The 19,514-nt window shown below is 72.0% G+C and carries 22 protein-coding genes and 1 pseudogene; 9 read left to right on the top strand and 14 right to left on the bottom strand.

The genetic code is table 11. The features are described 5' to 3' along the window. Window positions 1-153: 153 nt before the first annotated feature. The gene (locus ACFVVO_RS21700; RefSeq protein ID WP_390057130.1) at window positions 154-1,641 is read left to right on the top strand and encodes a glutamate synthase subunit beta; all 1,488 of its coding nucleotides are present in this window, start codon (window positions 154-156) and stop codon (window positions 1,639-1,641) included. A gap of 70 nt (window positions 1,642-1,711) precedes the next feature. Here the strand turns inward: ACFVVO_RS21700 and ACFVVO_RS21695 are convergent, their stop codons facing one another. The 3 genes from ACFVVO_RS21695 to ACFVVO_RS21685 all read right to left on the bottom strand — a co-directional run bounded on the left by ACFVVO_RS21695 (window position 1,712) and on the right by ACFVVO_RS21685 (window position 3,724). Then, window positions 1,712-2,521 (bottom strand): SAM-dependent methyltransferase, encoded by an 810-nt coding sequence (locus tag ACFVVO_RS21695; protein ID WP_390057128.1) that lies wholly within the window; start codon window positions 2,519-2,521, stop codon window positions 1,712-1,714. An 87-nt stretch (window positions 2,522-2,608) separates the two neighbouring features. After that, window positions 2,609-2,863, bottom strand: a complete 255-nt coding sequence (locus tag ACFVVO_RS21690) for a DUF397 domain-containing protein (protein ID WP_390057126.1) — start codon at window positions 2,861-2,863, stop codon at window positions 2,609-2,611. Next, the gene (locus ACFVVO_RS21685; RefSeq protein ID WP_390057124.1) at window positions 2,864-3,724 is read right to left on the bottom strand and encodes a helix-turn-helix domain-containing protein; all 861 of its coding nucleotides are present in this window, start codon (window positions 3,722-3,724) and stop codon (window positions 2,864-2,866) included. Window positions 3,725-3,914: 190 nt separating this feature from the next. On the opposite strand from ACFVVO_RS21685, the gene ACFVVO_RS21680 reads away from it, so the two are divergent. The 3 genes and pseudogenes from ACFVVO_RS21680 to ACFVVO_RS21670 form a co-directional block, all read left to right on the top strand. Then, window positions 3,915-4,619: an ATP-binding protein gene (locus ACFVVO_RS21680; RefSeq protein WP_390057122.1), complete on the top strand. Its 705-nt coding sequence runs from the start codon at window positions 3,915-3,917 to the stop codon at window positions 4,617-4,619. Between the two features lie 68 nt (window positions 4,620-4,687). Beyond that, window positions 4,688-5,044, top strand: a complete 357-nt coding sequence (locus ACFVVO_RS21675) for a hypothetical protein (protein ID WP_390057405.1) — start codon at window positions 4,688-4,690, stop codon at window positions 5,042-5,044. Window positions 5,045-5,451: 407 nt separating this feature from the next. Beyond that, window positions 5,452-5,660: pseudogene (locus ACFVVO_RS21670) on the top strand (ABC transporter ATP-binding protein); the annotation flags it as partial. A gap of 6 nt (window positions 5,661-5,666) precedes the next feature. Here the strand turns inward: ACFVVO_RS21670 and ACFVVO_RS21665 are convergent. The 3 genes from ACFVVO_RS21665 to ACFVVO_RS21655 form a co-directional block, all read right to left on the bottom strand. Further along, the gene (locus tag ACFVVO_RS21665) at window positions 5,667-5,843 is read right to left on the bottom strand and encodes a hypothetical protein (protein WP_390057120.1); all 177 of its coding nucleotides are present in this window, start codon (window positions 5,841-5,843) and stop codon (window positions 5,667-5,669) included. A 228-nt stretch (window positions 5,844-6,071) separates the two neighbouring features. After that, complete coding sequence (locus ACFVVO_RS21660) at window positions 6,072-6,716, bottom strand: DUF899 domain-containing protein (protein ID WP_390057118.1); 645 nt, start codon at window positions 6,714-6,716, stop codon at window positions 6,072-6,074. 138 nt (window positions 6,717-6,854) lie between these two features. Next, entirely contained in the window at window positions 6,855-8,702 is a 1,848-nt protein-coding gene (locus tag ACFVVO_RS21655; protein ID WP_390057116.1) for an FUSC family protein, read from the bottom strand. A 483-nt stretch (window positions 8,703-9,185) separates the two neighbouring features. Between ACFVVO_RS21655 and ACFVVO_RS21650 the strand changes: the two genes are divergently transcribed. Together ACFVVO_RS21650 and ACFVVO_RS21645 are read left to right on the top strand one after the other, a co-directional pair. Further along, window positions 9,186-9,602, top strand: a complete 417-nt coding sequence (locus ACFVVO_RS21650; RefSeq protein WP_390057114.1) for a RidA family protein — start codon at window positions 9,186-9,188, stop codon at window positions 9,600-9,602. Continuing rightward, window positions 9,599-10,066 (top strand): GNAT family N-acetyltransferase, encoded by a 468-nt coding sequence (locus ACFVVO_RS21645; protein WP_390057112.1) that lies wholly within the window; start codon window positions 9,599-9,601, stop codon window positions 10,064-10,066. The genes ACFVVO_RS21650 and ACFVVO_RS21645 overlap by 4 nt, the downstream gene beginning before the upstream one ends. Window positions 10,067-10,144: 78 nt before the next feature. Here the strand turns inward: ACFVVO_RS21645 and ACFVVO_RS21640 are convergent, their stop codons facing one another. Then, window positions 10,145-10,840 (bottom strand): uracil-DNA glycosylase, encoded by a 696-nt coding sequence (locus tag ACFVVO_RS21640; RefSeq protein ID WP_390057111.1) that lies wholly within the window; start codon window positions 10,838-10,840, stop codon window positions 10,145-10,147. A gap of 180 nt (window positions 10,841-11,020) precedes the next feature. Between ACFVVO_RS21640 and ACFVVO_RS21635 the strand changes: the two genes are divergently transcribed. Beyond that, window positions 11,021-11,713: an RNA-binding S4 domain-containing protein gene (locus ACFVVO_RS21635; protein ID WP_390057109.1), complete on the top strand. Its 693-nt coding sequence runs from the start codon at window positions 11,021-11,023 to the stop codon at window positions 11,711-11,713. A gap of 153 nt (window positions 11,714-11,866) precedes the next feature. On the opposite strand, the gene ACFVVO_RS21630 is transcribed toward ACFVVO_RS21635, so the two are convergent. The 3 genes from ACFVVO_RS21630 to ACFVVO_RS21620 all read right to left on the bottom strand — a co-directional run bounded on the left by ACFVVO_RS21630 (window position 11,867) and on the right by ACFVVO_RS21620 (window position 14,049). Continuing rightward, window positions 11,867-12,310 carry a DoxX family protein gene (locus ACFVVO_RS21630; protein WP_390057108.1) on the bottom strand — a complete coding sequence of 148 codons (444 nt, stop codon included), beginning with the start codon at window positions 12,308-12,310 and terminating at the stop codon, window positions 11,867-11,869. Between the two features lie 75 nt (window positions 12,311-12,385). Further along, window positions 12,386-13,078: a class I SAM-dependent methyltransferase gene (locus ACFVVO_RS21625; RefSeq protein ID WP_390057107.1), complete on the bottom strand. Its 693-nt coding sequence runs from the start codon at window positions 13,076-13,078 to the stop codon at window positions 12,386-12,388. A gap of 62 nt (window positions 13,079-13,140) precedes the next feature. Next, window positions 13,141-14,049, bottom strand: coding sequence for an acyltransferase domain-containing protein (locus tag ACFVVO_RS21620; protein WP_390057105.1), 909 nt, complete (start codon window positions 14,047-14,049; stop codon window positions 13,141-13,143). Between the two features lie 63 nt (window positions 14,050-14,112). Between ACFVVO_RS21620 and ACFVVO_RS21615 the strand changes: the two genes are divergently transcribed. After that, a complete protein-coding gene (locus ACFVVO_RS21615) occupies window positions 14,113-14,409 on the top strand; it encodes a DUF6343 family protein (protein ID WP_390057103.1) in 297 nt (98 codons plus the stop codon). Between the two features lie 25 nt (window positions 14,410-14,434). Here ACFVVO_RS21615 and ACFVVO_RS21610 read toward each other — a convergent pair whose 3' ends face one another. The 4 genes from ACFVVO_RS21610 to rpsA all read right to left on the bottom strand — a co-directional run bounded on the left by ACFVVO_RS21610 (window position 14,435) and on the right by rpsA (window position 18,313). Continuing rightward, on the bottom strand, window positions 14,435-14,815 hold the full coding sequence (locus ACFVVO_RS21610) for a tetratricopeptide repeat protein (protein ID WP_390057102.1): 381 nt from the start codon (window positions 14,813-14,815) through the stop codon (window positions 14,435-14,437). 49 nt (window positions 14,816-14,864) lie between these two features. Then, window positions 14,865-15,512, bottom strand: coding sequence for a dephospho-CoA kinase (gene coaE, locus ACFVVO_RS21605; RefSeq protein ID WP_390057100.1), 648 nt, complete (start codon window positions 15,510-15,512; stop codon window positions 14,865-14,867). 70 nt (window positions 15,513-15,582) lie between these two features. After that, window positions 15,583-16,521, bottom strand: a complete 939-nt coding sequence (locus tag ACFVVO_RS21600; RefSeq protein WP_390057098.1) for a PAC2 family protein — start codon at window positions 16,519-16,521, stop codon at window positions 15,583-15,585. A gap of 295 nt (window positions 16,522-16,816) precedes the next feature. Continuing rightward, window positions 16,817-18,313 carry a 30S ribosomal protein S1 gene (rpsA, locus tag ACFVVO_RS21595; RefSeq protein WP_390057096.1) on the bottom strand — a complete coding sequence of 499 codons (1,497 nt, stop codon included), beginning with the start codon at window positions 18,311-18,313 and terminating at the stop codon, window positions 16,817-16,819. A gap of 360 nt (window positions 18,314-18,673) precedes the next feature. Between rpsA and ACFVVO_RS21590 the strand changes: the two genes are divergently transcribed. Beyond that, window positions 18,674-19,501, top strand: coding sequence for a class I SAM-dependent methyltransferase (locus ACFVVO_RS21590; protein ID WP_390057404.1), 828 nt, complete (start codon window positions 18,674-18,676; stop codon window positions 19,499-19,501). Window positions 19,502-19,514: the final 13 nt, after the last annotated feature.

The following is a 19,514-nucleotide window of genomic DNA, read 5'->3' as shown; positions in this document are numbered from 1 at the left end:
GTGCCTTGCTGAGGGAGGCCTCCGAGAAAGCGCTGTCCGCCACTCTGCGGGGGTACGGACGGGGACGTATCGTGGCCGGAAGGGCGCCGCCCGATGACGCACGGCCCGTCGTACACCCAGTACCCCCGGTACACGTACGCGAGGAACACGACCATGGCCGATCCCAAGGGGTTCATGACCACGCCGCGGCAGGAGTGGCCGCGGCGGCCCGTCGAGGAACGGGTCCGGGACTGGGACGAGGTCTACGTCCCCGGAGCGCTGCTGCCCATCATCAGCAAGCAGGCGGACCGCTGCATGGACTGCGGCGTCCCGTTCTGCCACCAGGCCTGTCCGCTGGGCAACCTCATCCCCGAGTGGAACGACCTGGTCTCCCGGGAGGACTGGCGGGCGGCGAGCGAGCGGCTGCACGCGACGAACAACTTCCCCGAGTTCACCGGGCGGCTGTGCCCGGCGCCCTGCGAGGCGGGGTGCGTGCTCGCGATCAACCAGCCGGCGGTCACCATCAAGAACGTCGAGTGCGCGATCGCCGACCGGGCCTGGGAGGACGGATTCACCCCGCCACGGCCTCCGGAACGGCTGTCGGGCAGGACCGTCGCGGTGATCGGGTCGGGGCCGACGGGACTCGCCGCGGCGCAGCAGCTGACCCGGGCCGGCCACACCGTCGCGGTGTACGAGAAGGACGACCGGCTCGGGGGGCTGATGCGCTACGGCATCCCCGAGTTCAAGATGGAGAAGCGGCATCTGGAGCGGCGGCTGGAGCAGATGCGGGCCGAGGGGACGAAGTTCCGCACGTCGACGGCGGCCGGGCGGGACGTCCCGGCGGCCGAGCTGCGCACGCGTTACGACGCGGTGGTGCTCGCCACGGGTGCGACGGCGTGGCGGGAACTGCCGGTGCCGGGCCGGGAGTTGCAGGGGATACATCAGGCGATGGAGTACCTCCCGCTGGCCAACCGGGTGTGCGCGGGGGACCTGGAGGTATCGCCGCTGTCCGCGGCCGGGAAGCACGTGGTGATCGTGGGCGGCGGGGACACGGGCGCCGACTGTCTGGGCACCGCGGTGCGGGAGGGTGCCGCGTCCGTGAGCCAGCTGGACATCTACGCACAGCCGGGTGCCGAGCGCGACGAGGACACCGAGCCGTGGCCGACGTATCCGAAGGTCTACCGGCTGTCCGCCGCGCACGAGGAGGCGCGGGAGCTGCGGACGGCTCCGGCGGCGGACGCCGACGCCCGGCTGTTCGCGGCGGCGACGCTCCGCTTCGCCGGGGACGACGGCGGGCACGTCCGGTCGCTGCACCTGGTCGAGGTCGACGAGCGGCGTCAGCCGGTGCCGGGCACCGGGCGCACCCTGCCCGTCGATCTCGTACTGCTCGCCCTCGGCTTCTCCGGGCCCGACCGGGAGGACGGGCTCGTCGAGCAGCTTGGACTCGCCATGCAGCCGCGCGGCACGATCGCCCGGGACGAGGGCTTCGCCACCAACGTCCCCGGTGTCTTCGCCGCCGGGGACGCGGCGCGCGGACAGTCACTCATTGTGTGGGCGATAGCGGAGGGGCGGGCGGTGGCGGCGGCCGTCGACCACTATCTGACGGGTGATTCACGCCTGCCGGCACCGATATCGGCGTACGACCGGCCGATGACCGCGTAGCCGTAACACCGACCGGCGACCGGCGACCGGCGACCGGCGACCGGCGACCGGCGACCGGCGACCGGCGGGTCTATCGCTTGCGTGCCACCGCGCCGTACCCCGGGATCACTCCGTCGTCCTGGCCGGGTACCGGCTCGCCCAGTTCGGGGTGCCACTTGTGCACGATCTCGACGCCCGGCTCGACCAGGTCGAGGCCGTCGAAGAAGCGGGCGAACTCCTCGCGGGAGCGCAGGGCCAGGGTGACTCCGGCCGCCTTGAGCTTCTCCGTGGCGGCCGCCGACTCCTCCGGGGTGAAGTCGGAGGTGGCGTGGGTCATCGTCAGGTAGCTGCCCGGCGGCAGCTCGGCCAGCAGCCGGCCCACCAGCTCGTGTGCGCCGTCCTCGTCGGAGACGAAGTGCAGCAGGGCGACGAGGGAGAGCCCCACCGGCCGGTCGAAGTCCAGGATCCGCCGGGCGCCCGCGACGATCGCCGCCGGGTCGCGCACGTCGGCCTGCAGGTACTCGGTCGCGCCCTCGGACGTGCTGCGCAGCAGGGCCGTCGCGTGGGCCAGCACGATCGGGTCGTTGTCGCAGTAGACGACGCGGACGTCGGGCGCGACCCGCTGGGCGACCTGGTGCAGGTTCGGCTCGGTGGGTATACCGGTGCCGACGTCCAGGAACTGGCGGACGCCCTGCTGGGCGAGCCAGGTCGTGGCACGGTGCATGAAGGCCCGGTTGACCCTGGCCATCACCGGGACCCGGGGGTCGAGGGCCAGCATCTGCCGGCCCATCTCCTCGTCGACGGGGTAGTTGTCCTTGCCGCCGAGGTACCAGTCGTACATGCGCGCGGGATGCGGCCTGCCGGTGTCGATCTGGACGGCCGTCGGGTCCTGCCCTGTCATGCGGCACTCCGTAAGCGTCTGACGCGTCGAGGAATCAAGTCGAGGTCACAATAAGGAAGTTGAGCGAAAGCAATAATCATCAACGGTTCAGGAAAGCAGGAAGTCGGCCACCCCCGCCTTGGCGCCCTCGATGAAGGCGGTCATCTCGTCCGAGGTGTAGATCAGCGCGGGCCCGTCCGGGTCGGTCGACTGGCGTACGGCGATCCGGCCGTCGGCGAGCTTCATCGCCTCCAGGCAGTTCCCGCCATTGCCGCCGCTCCACGGCTTGTGCCACCCCTCGCTGCCCAACTCCCCCGCGGGCATGCCGTTGTAGACGCGGCTGCGCGGCGTGATGCGATTCATTCACAGCTCCTTGCGGAGATCCCGGAGGATCTCCTTCGTGCGTTGTGCAGTGGCGGCCTGCGCCGCCATACGGTCCATGACCTCCAGGTGGGTCGCCACCTCGGAGCGCGCGTCCAGGTAGACCGCGCCGGTCAGGTACTCGCTGTAGACCATGTCCGGCAGTTCGGGCACGGCGAACCGGAAGAGCACGAAGGGGCCGTACGTCCCCGGGTGCGGCCCGTTGGCGAACGGGGCGACCTGGAGCGTCACATTGGGCAGCTTCGTGGCCTCGAGCAACTTGTCGATCTGCGCGCGCATCACCTCGGGACCGCCGACCCGGCGGCGCAGGGCGGTCTCGTCCATCACCGCCCAGAAACGGGGGGCGTCGGGGCGGGTGAGCAGGTTCTGGCGATGCATGCGCAGCGCGACATGGCGCTCGATGTCGTCGGGGCTGGTCTGCCCGATGGCGCCCGACCGCAGCACGCCGCGCGCGTAGTCCTCGGTCTGCAGCAGGCCCGGGACGAAGTGCGGCTCGTAGGAGCGGATGAGGCCGGCCGCGCCCTCGAGGCTGACGTACATCGAGAACCAGCCCGGCAGGATGTCGTGGAACCGCTGCCACCACCCCGGCCGGTTGGCCTCCTCGGCGAGCTGGACGAAGAGTTCGGCCTCGTCGTCGGGAACTCCGTAGGCCTTCAGCAGCAGTTGCAGGTACGGGATCTTGAGGGCGACCTCGGCCATCTCCATCCGGCGGATGGTGGCGGGGGCGACGCGCAGGACACGAGCGGCCTCCTCGCGCTTCAGCCCGGCGCGTTCCCGCAGGTCCAGCAGGCGCCTGCCGAGGACCACCTGGCCTACGGTCGGCGCGGACCGCGGTTCGCTCACGCTCCACCTCCGACACGATCCGCCATGACAAAAGATTCCCGACAGCCCTGCGGCGCCGTTCGAAGACTCGTTCGAAGATCCGCTGGATCGCCGACGGGTCCCAATTGGCGCCGCGCGAGGTGCTGTTGCGAGCAGTGTGCCACGGCCGCCGACCGAGTCACACAGCACTCTGCATTTTTCAGAGTGACACTTGCCAAGTGTTCCCGCCGGGGAGATAGTGGCAAGCGTGATTCCGTCCCCGCCCTTAGGAACAGACGCCGCCGCAGACCCTCTGCGTCTCGGCGCCGATGGGGGTTCCCCCGCTCGAGCAGGTTCGAGTGCGGTTGAGGCGGCGACCCGTGACGGGAGCGCGACCGGGCGCCGGTTCCGCTTCGAGCTGGCCGCGCACCCGGGTTCCGCCGCGCAGGCGAGACGCCTGGCGCGCGCCCGGCTGACCGGCTGGTCGGTGTGCGAGGACACCTGCGACACCGCGGCCCTGGTCATATCCGAGCTGGTCACCAACGCGATCGTGCACACCGCGAGCAGCCGTGTCGTGTGCGAGCTGCACGACCATGACGACACGGTGCGCATAGCCGTGCACGACGAGGGCTGCGCACCCGGCGAACCCCACCCCTCCCCGCAGCGGCCCGACGAGGAGCACGGGAGGGGATTGCTCCTGGTGGACGTGCTGTGCCGGGCCTGGGGCGCCCAGGAGCACGGGCCCGGGCTGCTGGTCTGGGCCGAGCTGGCCCGCCAGACCGACGCGGCCCACGACACCGCCGAACCGCGCAACGACCTGGGCTGGGGCACCCGACCCAAGCCCGGCGGCCCGCCGCCCGGCCCCGGCGACGAGGAGGAAGCGCAGGCCCGGCACCGGGCGCCTGCGCAGCGGCGCCGGGCGTGGGAGCACCTGTGAGCGGCGCCGACGAGTGCGGCCGGCGGCTCGGCCTGGACACCCTGGTCCGTCTCGGACGCCACCGGCAGATGCCGGCCCAGGTCCGCCGCCCGGCGGTTCCGGAAGGCATGACGGCCCCGCTCGGCTGTGACGCCGTCGCCGTGCCGGACCGCCTCGGACCACTGATCGTGCCGCGACTGCCCCGGGTGGGCTGCGTGTACGCCGACGGGGAGCACTGGTGGTGGATCGTTCCGTCGGACTCCGACTACGCCCTCCCGTGGCCCGCCCCCGCCCACTACGCCCCCGGCGCCCCCGTCCCCGGCACCGCCCGTCTGATCCACCGCCCCGAGGGCACGGTCCCCTACACCCCGCCGATCCCCCTGTACCTGGCCCTGTGCCGGGTGACCGGCACGACCCCGGACTGGTCCCGAGCCGTCTCGGCGTGACGCGGCCGGCCCCCGGACGCGACCAGGGACCTGCCGCGCCCTGCGGCGTGACAAGCCCCACGGCCTGAGCCGGCGCGCAGCCCGGCGCCGGTATCCCGCACCCCCGAGCCGAGTCACCGCTCCCCGCCCGTGCTCCCCGCAGACCCCCCGGCACCCCCGCTCGCGCTCTGCCCCACCGCCGATCCCGGCCGCGACAATGGCCGTGACCGTCCGGCCATGGCCCAGGCGGGCCGCTCGGTGAGCCCGGCGGAGGTTCGCGGTGAGCCGGGAGCGGTTCATGGTGACCCCGGGGGAGGTTCCTGGTGCGGATGAGGCGTGCGGCGGCCGGTCCTGAGGTCTCGGCGTGGGAGCGGATGCTGTTCGGCGGGCCGCTGCGATACGACATGGGGGAACAGGCATTCCTACGCCTGGCGGGCAGCGGTGAGACCGTCGTGCTGATCACCACCGGCCGGCCTCGGTCCGCCACGCCGACCTGGTGCACGTACTGGAACACGGACGGTTGGTGGAGTCCGGCACCCCGGAGGAACCGCTGACCGGGGGCGGTGTCCACCCGGAGCTGTACGCACCGCAGGCCGAGCAGTTCACGGCGGAGGTACCGGCCCCGAAGCCGGCCTGAGGGGCCTCACTCGGCGCCGTCGCCGCCCCGCACGATCACCAGGAACGTGTCCGTCGCCAGGTCCATTACGACCTCGGCGGGCAGGCCTTCGAGACGCCGCGCGTGCGCGAACTCCTCCGCGGGCCACGATCCCCGCGGGCCACCTGCGGAAAAGCGTTCGAGCACGGTTCGCCCGTTCACCATCTCGCACCTCCAGAAAGCGTTGTACTCGTAGGAGTTAACGCTCCGAGGAGGGCGAACGCCTCGCTCAGTGACCCGACTGAGACCATGTTGACACCCGTTCAGCGCGGATCGTGAGGATCCGTTCACCTTGCGACACGAACCGTACGTTCGGCGACGGGTTCGGCGCTTTCCGCGTCAGTCCCTCGCGTCGCGTCGGTCGTCGTGCCGGTCGCGTCCCGGGTCCATGGGTCAGTCCGCGTACTCGTCGTGGTACCGGAGCCGGTCGCTGCCCAGCGGGTTGCGGCCGAGGGCGGTCAGGTCGAGCAGGCCCGCGGTGGTGCCCAGCGTGTCCAGGCCGTCGTCGTGGACCGAGTAGGTGTGGAAGACCCGGTCCCGGTCCCGCAGGAAGCAGCTCAGCCCCGGCCGTTCGACCGGTTCCCCGGCCCGCTCCACGGTCGCCTCGAAGTCGCGGTTGAACTCGTTGTGACAGGAGGAGTACCAGGGCACCGCCCAGCCCATCCGCGCCTTGAACGGCAGGATCCGGGTGAAGGGTGCCCGGGAGACGGCCGCGAACGAGGTGTCGCGTGCGTGCAGATGGGCGAGATGGCCGACCTGGTCGAGGAAGGCCGCGCAGCAGGGGCAGCCGGCCTGCCACTCCGGGGCGAACATGAAATGGTGGACGACAAGTTGGGTCCGGCCCTCGAAGAGGTCGAGGAGGGTGGCCTTGCCGTCGCCGCCCTCGAACACGTACTCCGGGTCGACCTCCACCATCGGCAGCCGCCGCCGCTCGGCGCTCAGCACCTCCCGCGCTCTGCGGACGGCCTCCTCCTTGAGCAGCAACGCCTCCCGTACCGCGCGCCACCGCTCGCGCGAGACGATCTCCGGAAGCGACATGGGCCCTCCTGTCCTACGGCCTGTATCAAGTCGGTTCCGGGTGGTGACCGTCGGCGGATGCGGAACTCATCGGAGCCCGGGAAGATTCTTTTCCGCGGATGGCTGGCCGGGAGGTCCTCGCCTGCCCGCGGCCGGGGGCTATGCGGCGGCGGGAGGCGCGGCCCACGCCTCGCGCCGCTCCAGCTCGTCGAGCAGGTCCCGCAGCAGCCCGGTGTGCCGAGGGGTGAGCCCCCCGGTTTCGTCGAGGTGCACCGCGCAGGCCGTGGTGGTGTCCACGAGGCGTTCCAGGACGACGGCGACGTTGTCCGTGCCCTCGGTGTGCCGGGCCAGGGCGGGCAGCTCGGCGGCGGAGACCGCGATCGCGGTACGGGCCTCGGCGAGGGCGCGGTAGGCCTCGCGGCGCAGCGCCCACCGTTCGGCGCGGTCGCCGGACTCGCTCAGGACGTGCACCAGATAGGCGTGCGCGGCGCTCCCGGCGGTGTCGAGCCGGGCCCGTACCCCGCCGCCCCGCTCACCGGGCATCGGCAGATGCCCGACGATCAGCACGATCGCGCAGGCCAGCAGGGTCTCGCCGATGCGGCTCAGCGATGCCTGCGGCTCGCCGCCGATCATGACCAGGGCGAGGACCAGGGGGGTGATGACGGCGGTCAGCGCGGCGAAGTTCCGGGTGGAGAGGGGGACGAGCGCCCCGCACACCGTCACCAGGACGACCAGCCCCTCCGGCCGGGGCAGCACGGCGGCGAACCCGGCGAACACGAGGGCACCCAGCACGGTCCCGGCGGCTCGGCCCAGCACCCGGGAGGCGAGCGGCCCGAGGTCGGGCTTGACCAGGAAGACGGTCGTGGCGGGCAGCCAGTACCAGTGCTGGTGCTGCCCGTACCAGCGGGCGTCGTGCAGCGCCTGGGCGACGGCCGCGCTCGCCCCGAAGCAGACGGCGACACGCAGTCCGTACTCCCGGCCGCCGGTGCCGAGCGCGGCCCGGACGGCGTCCCTGACGCCCCGCCGCCGGGTGGGCGGCCGGTGCTCGGCATCCCCGGCCCGGTCGAAGGCCTCGGCGGCACGCAACAGGGCGTCGTCGAGGGCGCGCAGAGCGGGCGCCGACCGACTGGGGGCGGGCAGCGGTCCGGTGCCGGTGTTGCCGCGGACGGCGGCGGCGAGCCGCCGGGGTCCTTCGCCCGCCCGGGCGGAGACCGGCTCGCCCGCCCAGGCCAGGGCGGTGACGGCCTCGGCGAGGGGCAGCGCGGCGGTGAACTGGGCGTGCAGCCGGCGCTCGGCGGCGGAACTGGCGCGACGGCGCAGCCGGGGTCCGGCGAGGGCGTCCTGGGCATGGTCGAGGGCGGCGGTGAGCGCGGCCCTCCGGGCCGTGGCACTCCCGCTGCCCGTGGCGTCGAGCAGCGCGGCGATGGCGTCGTACACATCGGCGACCGCCGTCCGCTCACCGTCGAACCGGAAGTCACCGGCGAGCGAGCCCGGCGTGGGCAGGGCGAGGCGCAGCAGAAGCAGCCAGCCCGCTCCGGCGAGGAAGGCCAGCCCCTGCTGCCAGCCGTTCCCGGCCGCCGGTGTCCCGGCGCCGACGGCGGCGGTGACGAGCAGTTGCGTGCCCGCGGCGGAGGCGACGGGCCCGACGGCGCTGACGCCGCCGGCGGCCAGTCCGAGCACGGTGAGGAGCAGGGTCAGCGGCACCGCGGACAGTTGCTGTCCGGCATACGTGCCCACGAGCAGCCCGAGGGTCCCGGCCAGCGCGGGCACCCCGAGCCGCTTCACCGAGGCCCGCCTGCTGCCGGGCCGGTCGTTGATGCCGGCGAGCATCGCGGCGATGGCGGCGAGAACGCCCAGCGGAGTCCGGCCGGCGAGCATTCCGGCGAGCAGCAGCGGCCCGGCGGCGAGCGCGCCCCGGGTCAGCGCGCTCCACGGGACGGGCCCGCGCTGAGTGCGCAGGGCGTGCGCGAGCCAGGGCGGCAGTGACAGTGCGGCGGGGCGCGACACGGGGCTCCTGTCCATACGAGGGCGGGTTGGGCCTTCGGACGACAGTGGCCGGGCGGTGAGGTGCGGTTCCCAGGATAGAGGCTGTGCCCCGAACGCCTGGGGAGAGGTCGTTTCGGAGAGGTGAAACCTGCCCGGATCAGGCGGTTTCATTATGAACGCAATCCGGCCGTGCGTCGGCCGACGAGAGCTACGGAGCAGGAGACGAAGGCAGGGGCAGAAGGAGAGGGGCAGGGGGCAGGAGAAGAAGGGCTGGGGGCATAAGGCGGGGGCGGACGCGGGCGGTTCGGGGAGCGTGGAGGGCCTGGCGGATTCGGGGAGCGTAGGACGGGGGCCGGGTGCGGGGCGACCCGTTTGCCGGTGGGGCGCTGTCGAAGAGGACATCGCTCGCCGTGCCACGGCCTTCGTGGCGGAAATTCGGGTGCGCGGGGCCGGGTGGCTCTCGGATGATCGGGAGGTTGTCCGCCCACCACCCCAGGAGCCGCCATGATCCGGCGAGTGACCTCCCCCGCGCTCTTCCCGCCGCCCACCTACTCTCATGCCTCCGTCGTCGAGGCCGGCACCAGGCTCGCCTTCCTGGCGGGGGCCGTGCCGCTCGACGAGAAGGGCGAGGTGGTCGGTCCCGGCGATCCGGTGCGGCAGGCCGAGCAGGTGATCGCCAACCTGACGGAACAGCTGCACGCTGTAGGCAGCGGCCTGGAGGACGTGCTGCAGACGGAGGTGTACGTCGTCAGCGGCGAGCCCTCCGTGCTGTCCGCGGTGTGGGAGGTCGTGGAGGCCTCGGGGCTGAGCCGTGGACCGCACTCGTCGACGCTGCTCGGTGTCGCCTGCCTCGGTTACACCGGGCAGCTGGTGGAGATCACGGCGACGGCCGTGGTGCCGGAAGCGGGAGCGGGCCGATGACGTCCGGGGACGGGATCGTGCTGCGGCGGGCGGTGGCGGCGGACGCGGGTGCGGCCGCCGACGTCTGGCTGCGGTCCTTCGCCGCCGCCCTGCCCACGGTCGTCCGGCCCCGCACCGACGACGACGTACGGGGCTACTTCCGCGACGTGGTGGTACCGCTGCGGGAGACCTGGGTCGCCGAGGAGACAGCGGGAGGGAGCGGGATAGTCGGCGTGATGGTCCTGAACGGCGCTCTTCTGTCCCAGCTCTACCTGGATCCCGGGAGGCGGGGGCGCGGTATCGGGGACCGGTTCGTCGCCCTCGCCAAGGAGCGCGGTCCGCAGGGGCTGACACTGTGGACCTTCCAGGTCAACAAGCCCGCGCACCGCTTCTACGAACGGCACGGATTCGTCGCCGTCGAGCACACGGACGGCAGCGGCAACGAGGAACGGGAACCGGACGTGCGATACGTGTGGCGGCCCTGAGACCTGGCCGCCGACGGCCCGTCGAGGACCTTGTCGCGGACGCGTGACGCACGGCCGGGAGCCGGCCGGGAGGAGCGCTTACGGCAGCCCTGCCGTGTCCGCGGCCGTGCGCAGCACTTCGCGCAGCATCTCGGCGGTGAGCCGGCCGGTGAAGGTGTTGCGCTGGCTGACGTGGAAGCAGCCGAAGACGTCCAGGCCGCCCAGGGCGACCCGGGTGCCGTGCGCGAAAGCGGGGCGCGGCCGGGGTACGGGCCAGCCCGCCTCGGCGAACGCGGGCAGCGCGGCCTGCCAGCCGAAGGCGCCGAGCACGACGGCGGCCCTGAGCGTCGGCCGCAGCAACCGCAGTTCCTGGAGCAGCCAGGGGCGGCAGGTGTCGCGCTCGGCGGGGGTGGGCTTGTTGGCGGGCGGGGCGCAGTGCACGGGTGCGGTGACGCGGACTCCGTACAGCTCCAGGCCGTCCCCGGCTCGCACGGAGGTGGGCTGCGAGGCGAGGCCCACGTCGTACAGCGCCTGGTACAGCACGTCGCCGGAGCGGTCACCGGTGAACATACGCCCGGTGCGGTTGCCCCCGTGTGCCGCCGGGGCCAGTCCGATGATCACGAGCCGGGCGTCGGCCGGGCCGAAGCCGGGCACCGGCCGCCCCCAGTACGTCCAGTCGGCGAACGCGGCCCGCTTGGTCCGGGCCACCTCCTCACGCCACTCGACCAGCCTCGGGCAGGCCCGGCACTCCGCGACGCGCCGGTCGAGCCGGGTCAGATCGCTGCTGTCGTCCATGCCGCCACCGTATGCCCGTCCTGTTCACCTGAACCGCGGCGGCGGAACGCGGGCAACTGGACGGCCGCTCTGGGAACCTGCGTACCGTGCCTGGCGGGAGGAGGGAGGCACGTACGTGGTGCGAGCCGCAGCGGAAAAAACCCGCCCGGCTCACCCTGCCCGGGGAGTTAGGGTCGGGGCATGGCTTCCGAGGATGCGGACGAGATCGTGCACCGTGACAGCGGCGGGCCGGGCGAACCGGCCCCCGTCCGGGATGCCGAGGGCTCCGGGGCCGCGGACTCCCAGCCGCTCGATCCCAAGGTCGCCGCCGCGGTGGCCGCAGCCGAGGCGGCCGGTCCGGGGAAGGGTGAGACCGTACGGATCGACAGCTGGATCTGGGCCGTCCGTCTGATCAAGACCCGCTCCCTGGGCGCCACCGCCTGCCGTGGCGGGCACGTGCACGTCAACGGTGAGCGGGTGAAGCCCGCCTACTCCGTACGCGTCGGCGACGAGGTGCGCCTGCGGCACGAGGGCCGGGAACGCGTCGTGATCGTCAAGCGGCTGATCCGCAAACGCGTCGGCGCCCCGGTGGCCGTCCAGTGCTACATCGACAACTCCCCGCCTCCGCCGCCCCGCGAGGCCGTGGCCCCGGCCGGCCTACGCGACCGTGGCACCGGCCGCCCCACCAAGCGGGACCGCCGCGAGCTGGAACGGCTGCGTGGCCTGGGCGGACTCGGCGGGCCCGGTGCACCAGGCGGGTTGGGTGGGCCTGGTGGCCCGGGTGGATCCGGCGGTGCTGGTGGACCCGGTGGTCCGGGACGAGCGCAAGGCACCGGTGGGCGCGGCAGGGCAGGCGGGGCCGGGGGCTCGGGCGGGCGCTCACGGGGACGGTGAGTTCGTCTCCCCCGGGGCCCTCCCCCCACCCCCTCCCCTCCCCCGTTCGTGTTCGGTCCGCCGCCACAGGCCGGCCCGCGTCACGCACATCGCCTCGCAGGGCACGCGCCGCCCCGGCCTTCCGCCGACGTCACCGGCCGTGTCCCGCTCCGGTCACGCCCGGCGTCCCGCACCCCTCAGCAGTGCCAGCAGGTCCCTGTTGCGGGCACGCCGGGTCCAGGCGATCAGCGCGAGCGGCACGATCAGGATCAGCGGGGTCGCCGCGTACTGACCGTCGAAGACGGTGAGCTGGACGATGAACGCGCCCACCATCAGCGCGCTCAACGCCATCGCCGCCACCGACTGCAGGACCGGCACCAACAGCGCGACGGCTCCCGCCAGTTCGAGCGCTCCGATGGCGTACATGCCCGCGCTGCCCCAGCCCATCTTGTCGAAGGACTCGACGGCCGACGGGTGGGCGATCAGCTTGGGCAGCGCGCTCGCGATCCCGTAGAACAGGGCCAGCAGCACCTGCACCGAGCGCAGGGCGACCCGGGCGAGGCGACCGCGGGCGGTCGGGGAGGCACCGGAGGTGACGGGGGTGGCGGTCTCGGACATGGTGGTCTCCTGCGCGAAGCGGTCCCGATTGCTGTCACAGAGGTAGACCGGTCCCGCCCCGGGAACTCAGCGGTCCTACGCCACCGGTATCGCCCTCACCCATATCCGGTCCGGGGTCAGATAGGTGTCCACCGCCAGTCCCGCCTCCGCCAGCGCCTGCTCGAACTGCTCCTGGGTCAGGGGCCGGCTCAGGAACGTCTGCGTCCAGACCGCGTCCGGGAACACGTACTCGGCGCGCACCGAGCGCACTCCGTCGCCGACCGGTTCGTCCGACGCGATCCGCACGGTGAAGCCGCTCGGGTCGACCCGCTCTCTCGGTACGTCGGAGTGGTACTCCTCGCCCTCGCGCTGGATGAGCACGCAGCCGCCCTTCGCCACATGCCGGGCACAGGTGCGCAGCAGGCCCCGGCGCACCTCGATGTCACCGGTGTGCACGAGGAACGACGCGAGCATCACCACGTCGAACTTCTCGCCCAGGTCCAGCTTTTCGATCGGTCCGCATATCGTGCGTGCCCCGCGGACACGGGCGAGCATCTCGGCGGACTCGTCCACCGCCGTGACCGTGAAGCCCCGTTCGAGCAGGGCGTGGGTCACCCGGCCCACTCCGCTGCCCAGTTCGAGGATGTGTGCCCCGCCGGGCACGGCGCTCGCGATGACGTCCGGTTCGCCGCCGACCGGGAGCCGTGTGTAGAGCTCGACCGCGCAGCCGTCCGGGGTGATCGCACCGGGTCCTGTTCCCTCGTATCCCTCACGCATTTCGACCGTCATGCCCGGACAACGGGTGGGGCGGGAGCGGGCGTTCCCGGGGGGCGACGGTTCACTCGTTCGAGTCAGGTACTGGGGAACGGGAACCATCCGTGTCCGACGTACCAGTGGCCTCCGGACCTCAGGTGGTCGCCGACGGCCCGTTCGACGGAGGTGCGCCGTGGCAGGTCGGCGAATGGCAGGTCCGGGTCGCCGAAGACGAACCGGACGGGTTCGGTGTCGGCCGGTTCGGTGTCCTCGTGGGCGGTGCGGAAGCGTTCCTGGAAGCGGACGATGTTGGAGTGCGCGGGCAGGTACCGCTTCAGCTGGGGGTCGAGCAGCCAGGAGTGGCAGACGGCGGCCGGGTGCTTCTCCTCGGGGTAGTGGCGGGCGAAGAACGCGTCGGCCAGTGCCAGTGAGCGGTCGCAGGCGGCTGGTGACAGCGGGCCGGCGAAGTCGGGTATGTGGAGGTTCAGGCAGGGCGTTTGCGGGGTCGCGGCCAGCCCGGCCGCCGCGAGTGCCGCGCCGGTGCGCTGCCCGAGCGGGGCCCGCTGGAACTGCAGGCGTCCCAGCTGGTACAGCTCGCCGCGGAAGTGCAGGGTGAGCCAGCGCGGTGCCTGGAGGCCGGCCAGGCCGTGACGTCCGCGGTGGGTGGTCATGTTCCGGCCGAGGTCGGCGAGGGTGCGCCGGGTGATGTCGGCCGGGATGCCGCGTTCCCGGTGGTGGCGGCGGACGTACGGCAACGCCGCGACGAGGACGTAGACGGGGAAGCAGCGTTGCAGCGCGCCCGGTGGCCAGTCGAGGTCCGGCAGGTCGGCGCCGCCGTGGATCGCTCCCATGTCGCGCACCAGATCCGCGACGGCGTTCTCGAGCGACTGCCGCAGTTCCGGGTCGTCGCGGACGCGGCGGCCCATGCGTACGAGGTCGTTGATGTCCTCGTGGGGTACCGCCAGGTCGAGCAGTTCCTCGGCGAGTTCGTCGGCGTCGGGCAGCAAGCGGTGACCCCCTTGGTTGCGTCCTCTCGGAAGAGTACGTTGCAGTCAGGAGTGGTGATCCGGATGCGTACGGGCAGTGAGCCGGTGACCGCGCGCAGTGCGCTGCGGGCGCGGTTCTGGCTGAGCCTGTGGGGAATCGTCTGGGCGGTCTTCGGTACGGCGGCGTTCTCGCTGGTCGGGCGTCCTGGCTGGGCGGCCGCCTGTGGGGTGCTGTGGCTGGTGGCCACGGTGGACATGGCCGTGATCCTCAGACATCTGCGGCAGGGCCCGCACTATCAGCCGGGGCCGGACGTCCCTCCGTACCGGCCGCCGGAGAGCGGCCCGCGGTATCCCGGGCCGCCGCGGACCCGCCACCCGTGACGGGAGCCACCCGGTTCGGCCGGGGTCAGAAGTCGAAACGGGCGGCCTTGAGGTACTCGGGGTTGGGGTCGAGTGCGGCGGCCAGCCGGAAATGACGTTTCGCCTGGTCGGGGCGGCCCTGGCGTTCGTAGGTGCGGGCGAGCGCGAAGTGCGCGAAGGCGTTGTCCGGTTCCCGCTCCAGCACGATGGTGAACTCCAGCTCGGCGGGCCGCAGTTGCGCGGCCGCGAAGAAGGCACGCGCGCGCAGCAGCCGGGCCGCGGTGTTCTCCGGGTGTGCGGCGACGACGCCGTCGAGTAGTTTCACCGCGCCCCGCGGGTCCCGCGCGTTGAGCAGTTGTTCGGCCGCGCGGAAGTCGATGACATGCGTCTCCGGAGTACGTCCGGTCGAACCACTGGTCTCGGGCACGGCAGAGTCCTTCCCTTGCTGGAGCGGTTCAACGCGCCGGCGTGGTCCGCTATTCCGCGCCGCCCGGCTTCGGCCCGCCGTCCGCGGATGCCGTCCGGGGCCCGCGTGCCCGGCGCACTAGGTCGTCCCAGACCTCCGTCACACGCTTTCTCAGCGCGTCCAGCGGCACGTCGTTGTCGATCACGACGTCGGCGATCTCCCGGCGCTGTTCGCGGGTCGCCTGCGCTGCCATGCGGGCGCGTGCGTCGTCCTCGGTCATGCCGCGCAGCCGTACCAGGCGGTCGAGCTGGGTGGCGGGGCTCGTGTCGACGACGATCACCAGGTCGTACAGGGGTGCCAGCCCGTTCTCGGTGAGCAGCGGGACGTCGTGGACGACCACGGCGTCCTCGGCCGCGGCCGCCTCCAGCTCTCGGGAGCGGGTGCCGACGAGGGGGTGCACGATCGTGTTGAGGACGGCCAGCTTCTCGGGGTCGGCGAAGACGATGGAGCCGAGCCGGGGCCGGTCCAGGCTGCCGTCGGCGGCGAGGACGTCCGCGCCGAAGGCGTCCACCACGGCCGCGAGTCCGGGTGTTCCGGGTGCCACGGCCTCGCGCGCGATGCGGTCGGCGTCGATCAGTACCGCCCCGTGCTCCACGAGCAGCCGCGACACCTCGCTCTTGCCGGCGCCGATCCCGCCGGTCAGGCCCACTTTCAGCATGAGCGGAAGCTTAGGCCCTGCCACTGGCGGGGCCGCTCGGCGGTATGGGCCGCGCGGCGGGGCGGCGGCTTCAGTTCTCGCCCTCGCGCTCCGCCAGGAAGCGTTCGAACTCGCGCCCGATCTCGTCGGCGGAGGGGATGTCCACCGGTTCGGCGAGCATGTTGCCCCGGGACTCGGCGCCCGCGGCCGCGTCGTACTGGTGCTCGAGTCCTTGGACGAGCGCCGTCAGTTCCTCGTCGCCCTCCTGGATCTGCCGGTCGATCTCCGTCTGCGTGCGGTGGGCCTCAGTGCGCAGTGCGTGCGCGACGCCCGGCAGCACCAGGCCCGTGGCGGCCGTGACGGCCTCCAGGACGGTCAGCGCCGCGTCCGGGTACGGGGAGCGGGCGATGTAGTGCGGGACGTGCGCGGCGACACCGAGGACGTCGTGGCCGACTTCCATCAGGCGGTACTCCACCAGCGCTTCGGCGCTGCCGGGCACCTGGGCCTCCTCGAAGGGGCTGCGGTGTCCGGGGACCAGGTCGGTGCGGTTGCCGTGGGGGGTGAGGCCCACGGGGCGGGTGTGCGGGACGCCCATGGGGATGCCGTGGAAGTTCACGGACAGCCGGACTCCGAGCCGTTCCACGATCTGGCGTACGGCTGCCGCGAACCGTTCCCATTCGATGTCCGGTTCGGGACCGGCCAGCAGCAGGAAGGGGGCGCCGGTGGCGTCCTGGACGAGGTGGACCTCGATGGCCGGTACCTCGTAGTCGGACCAGCGGTCCCGGGTGAAGGTCAGCAGCGGCCGGCGGGCCCGGTAGTCCACGAGCCGGTCGTGGTCGAAGCGTGCCACGAGCTGGTGGGGCAGAGAGTCGAGGAGCCGGTCGACGATCTGGTCGCCGGTCTCACCCGCGTCGATGTATCCGTCGAAGTGGTAGAGCATGACAAGTCCGGCCGACTCCTGGGCGAGCGCCATGTCGACCACGGCGAGGCCCTTCGGCTCCCATGCGTACAAACCCTGCGGATCAAGCACTGTGACCGCTCCTCCTCGTGTTCCCCATCGACAACGCGCCCTGGAGCGTGGGCATTCCCGAGTCACAGCGCTGATCAGGCATCTCAGGTCCGTCACCCTTGACGCCCCGTCAGCCGACCGCCTCCGAGGGGCGCGGGGAACTGCGCGAACGGCCACGTCGAGCCCGCGGTGGGAAACCCGCCCACGACGGCCCCGTGGTGGGAAAAACGTCCGACGCGCCCGGAAAACGCTGAGAGACCGCACCTCGAAAGGTGCGGCCCCTCAGCGGTTATCGGCTAAGCCCAGCGGCTGGCGATCAGCTCTGGCCTCCGGCCAGCTTCTCACGCAGCGCGGCCAGGGCCTCGTCCGAGGCCAGGGCACCGGAGGTGTCCGCACCCTCGGAGGAGTACGAACCACCGCCACCCGACGCGGCCGGAGCGGCAGCCTCGCCACCCTCGGCGGCAGCGGCAGCGTCGGCCTCGCGGGACTTGATGACCTGCTGCTGGTGCTGCTCGAAGCGGGACTGCGCCTCGGCGTACTGGCGCTCCCACTCCTCGCGCTGCTTCTCGTAGCCCTCGAGCCAGTCGTTGGTCTCGGGGTCGAAGCCCTCGGGGTAGATGTAGTTGCCCTGGTCGTCGTAGGACGCGGCCATGCCGTACAGGGTCGGGTCGAACTCGACCGAGGCCGGGTCGGCACCGAAGGCCTCGTTGGCCTGCTTCAGCGAGAGGCTGATGCGGCGACGCTCGAGGTCGATGTCGATGACCTTGACGAAGATCTCGTCGTTGACCTGGACGACCTGCTCCGGGATCTCCACGTGGCGCTCGGCCAGCTCGGAGATGTGGACCAGACCCTCGATGCCCTCGTCCACGCGGACGAACGCACCGAACGGCACCAGCTTCGTGACCTTGCCGGGCACGACCTGGCCGATCTGGTGGGTGCGGGCGAACTGCTGCCACGGGTCTTCCTGGGTCGCCTTCAGCGACAGGGAGACGCGCTCGCGGTCCATGTCGACGTCGAGGACCTCGACGGTGACCTCCTGGCCGACCTCGACGACCTCGGACGGGTGGTCGATGTGCTTCCAGGACAGCTCGGAAACGTGGACCAGACCGTCGACGCCACCCAGGTCCACGAAGGCACCGAAGTTGACGATCGAGGAGACCACGCCGGAGCGGACCTGACCCTTCTGCAGGGTCGTGAGGAACGTCTGGCGGACCTCGGACTGGGTCTGCTCGAGCCAGGCACGGCGGGACAGGACCACGTTGTTGCGGTTCTTGTCCAGCTCGATGATCTTCGCCTCGAGCTCCTTGCCGACGTACGGCTGGAGGTCGCGGACGCGGCGCATCTCGACGAGGGAGGCCGGCAGGAAGCCACGGAGGCCGATGTCGAGGATGAGTCCACCCTTGACGACCTCGATGACGGTACCGGTGACGATGCCGTCCTCTTCCTTGATCTTCTCGATGGTGCCCCAGGCACGCTCGTACTGGGCGCGCTTCTTCGAGAGGATCAGGCGGCCTTCCTTGTCCTCCTTCTGGAGAACAAGGGCTTCGATCTCGTCACCGACGGCGACGACCTCGTTGGGGTCGACGTCGTGCTTGATCGAGAGCTCGCGGCTCGGGATGACACCTTCGGTCTTGTAACCGATGTCGAGCAGGACCTCGTCCCGGTCGACCTTCACGATGACGCCGTCGACGATGTCGCCGTCGTTGAAGTACTTGATCGTCTCGTCGATCGCGGCGAGGAAGGCTTCCTCGTTACCGATGTCGTTGACCGCAACCTGCGGGGTGGTGGCGGTGGTCTCGGTGCTGCTCGTCATGTGGGAAAGGGCTCCGGTACGGACATTGAAGTCGTAGGTACTGCTACGCCGGGAGCCCGTATCGCTCTGAAGAAGCCGGACAGCCAAGGAAGCGCCTCACCAATAACTGGTGATGGCGCCTCGACAACCGAGGGGACATACAACAGATGCGAGCGCAGCCTGCTACGTCTGAGGTGCGCAGGCCCGCAGCGCAACTTGTAGCATACGGGGGCAGCCGGGCATGGTCAATGCGCGAAGGCGCCCACCCGGGGCGGATCGCCGCATAACCGGCGCAGGAAACGTCCCGCGAGGCCACACGGGCCTTCGTGTCCCCCGTGTCGCGCCCGGCGGGTTGGACGGAAGAGTACGACGAGGGAGCCGATCATCCAAGAGCCGGAACAGCTCGATCCCGATGGGTTCGAGGCGGAAGCCACCCGGCGTGACGCCGGGGTCGCGGAGAGCAGCAGGGCCAACCGGGGCTGGTGGGACCGCAACGCGGACGAGTACCAGAGCGAGCACGGGACGTTCCTCGGCGACGACCGCTTCGTGTGGGGTCCGGAGGGCCTGGACGAGGTGGAGGCGGAGCTGCTGGGCCCGCCGGAGGAGCTGAAGGACAAGGCGGTCCTGGAGATCGGCGCGGGCGCCGCCCAGTGCTCGCGCTGGCTGGCCGCCCAGGGCGCCCGGCCGGTGGCCCTGGACCTCTCGCACCGCCAGCTCCAGCACTCGCTGCGGATCGGCGGATCGATTCCGCTCGTCTGCGCCGACGCCGGCGCGCTGCCGTTCGCGGACGGCTCCTTCGATCTGGCGTGCTCCGCGTACGGGGCGCTGCCGTTCGTCGCCGATCCGCGGCTGGTGCTGCGCGAGGTGCGCCGGGTGCTGCGGCCGGGCGGCCGGTTCGTCTTCTCGGTGACGCACCCGATCCGCTGGGCCTTCCCGGACGAGCCCGGCCCGGAGGGGCTGTCGGTGTCCGCCTCCTACTTCGACCGCACGCCCTATGTGGAGCAGGACGAGGACGGCCGGGCGGTGTACGTCGAGCACCACAGGACGCTCGGGGACCGGGTCCGGGACGTCGTGGCCTCGGGTCTGCGCCTGGTGGACCTGGTGGAGCCGGAGTGGCCGGCGTGGAACACCTCGGAGTGGGGAGGCTGGTCCCCGTTGCGCGGGAACCTGATCCCGGGCACGGCGATCTTCGTGTGCGAGCGGGACTGAGGACGGCGTTCGT

Source organism: Streptomyces sp. NPDC058145, assembly GCF_042884245.1.
Classification (GTDB): domain Bacteria; phylum Actinomycetota; class Actinomycetes; order Streptomycetales; family Streptomycetaceae; genus Streptomyces.
Note: the sequence above shows the minus strand (reverse complement) of the source record. Positions and strands in the feature narration are given on the sequence as shown.

Excerpts from the sequence above, each read along its gene's own strand:
- ACFVVO_RS21695 (WP_390057128.1), bottom strand. The coding sequence starts at position 2,521 with ATGACAGGGCAGGACCCGACGGCCGTCCAGATCGACACCGGCAGGCCG.
- ACFVVO_RS21650 (WP_390057114.1), top strand. The coding sequence starts at position 9,186 with ATGATCCGGCGAGTGACCTCCCCCGCGCTCTTCCCGCCGCCCACCTAC.
- ACFVVO_RS21630 (WP_390057108.1), bottom strand. The coding sequence starts at position 12,310 with ATGTCCGAGACCGCCACCCCCGTCACCTCCGGTGCCTCCCCGACCGCC.
- coaE (WP_390057100.1), bottom strand. The coding sequence starts at position 15,512 with ATGCTGAAAGTGGGCCTGACCGGCGGGATCGGCGCCGGCAAGAGCGAG.
- ACFVVO_RS21615 (WP_390057103.1), top strand. The coding sequence starts at position 14,113 with ATGCGTACGGGCAGTGAGCCGGTGACCGCGCGCAGTGCGCTGCGGGCG.
- ACFVVO_RS21690 (WP_390057126.1), bottom strand. The coding sequence starts at position 2,863 with ATGAATCGCATCACGCCGCGCAGCCGCGTCTACAACGGCATGCCCGCG.
- ACFVVO_RS21675 (WP_390057405.1), top strand. The coding sequence starts at position 4,688 with ATGCCGGCCCAGGTCCGCCGCCCGGCGGTTCCGGAAGGCATGACGGCC.
- ACFVVO_RS21665 (WP_390057120.1), bottom strand. The coding sequence starts at position 5,843 with ATGGTGAACGGGCGAACCGTGCTCGAACGCTTTTCCGCAGGTGGCCCG.
- rpsA (WP_390057096.1), bottom strand. The coding sequence starts at position 18,313 with ATGACGAGCAGCACCGAGACCACCGCCACCACCCCGCAGGTTGCGGTC.
- ACFVVO_RS21700 (WP_390057130.1), top strand. The coding sequence starts at position 154 with ATGGCCGATCCCAAGGGGTTCATGACCACGCCGCGGCAGGAGTGGCCG.
- ACFVVO_RS21640 (WP_390057111.1), bottom strand. The coding sequence starts at position 10,840 with ATGGACGACAGCAGCGATCTGACCCGGCTCGACCGGCGCGTCGCGGAG.
- ACFVVO_RS21645 (WP_390057112.1), top strand. The coding sequence starts at position 9,599 with ATGACGTCCGGGGACGGGATCGTGCTGCGGCGGGCGGTGGCGGCGGAC.
- ACFVVO_RS21635 (WP_390057109.1), top strand. The coding sequence starts at position 11,021 with ATGGCTTCCGAGGATGCGGACGAGATCGTGCACCGTGACAGCGGCGGG.
- ACFVVO_RS21660 (WP_390057118.1), bottom strand. The coding sequence starts at position 6,716 with ATGTCGCTTCCGGAGATCGTCTCGCGCGAGCGGTGGCGCGCGGTACGG.
- ACFVVO_RS21625 (WP_390057107.1), bottom strand. The coding sequence starts at position 13,078 with ATGACGGTCGAAATGCGTGAGGGATACGAGGGAACAGGACCCGGTGCG.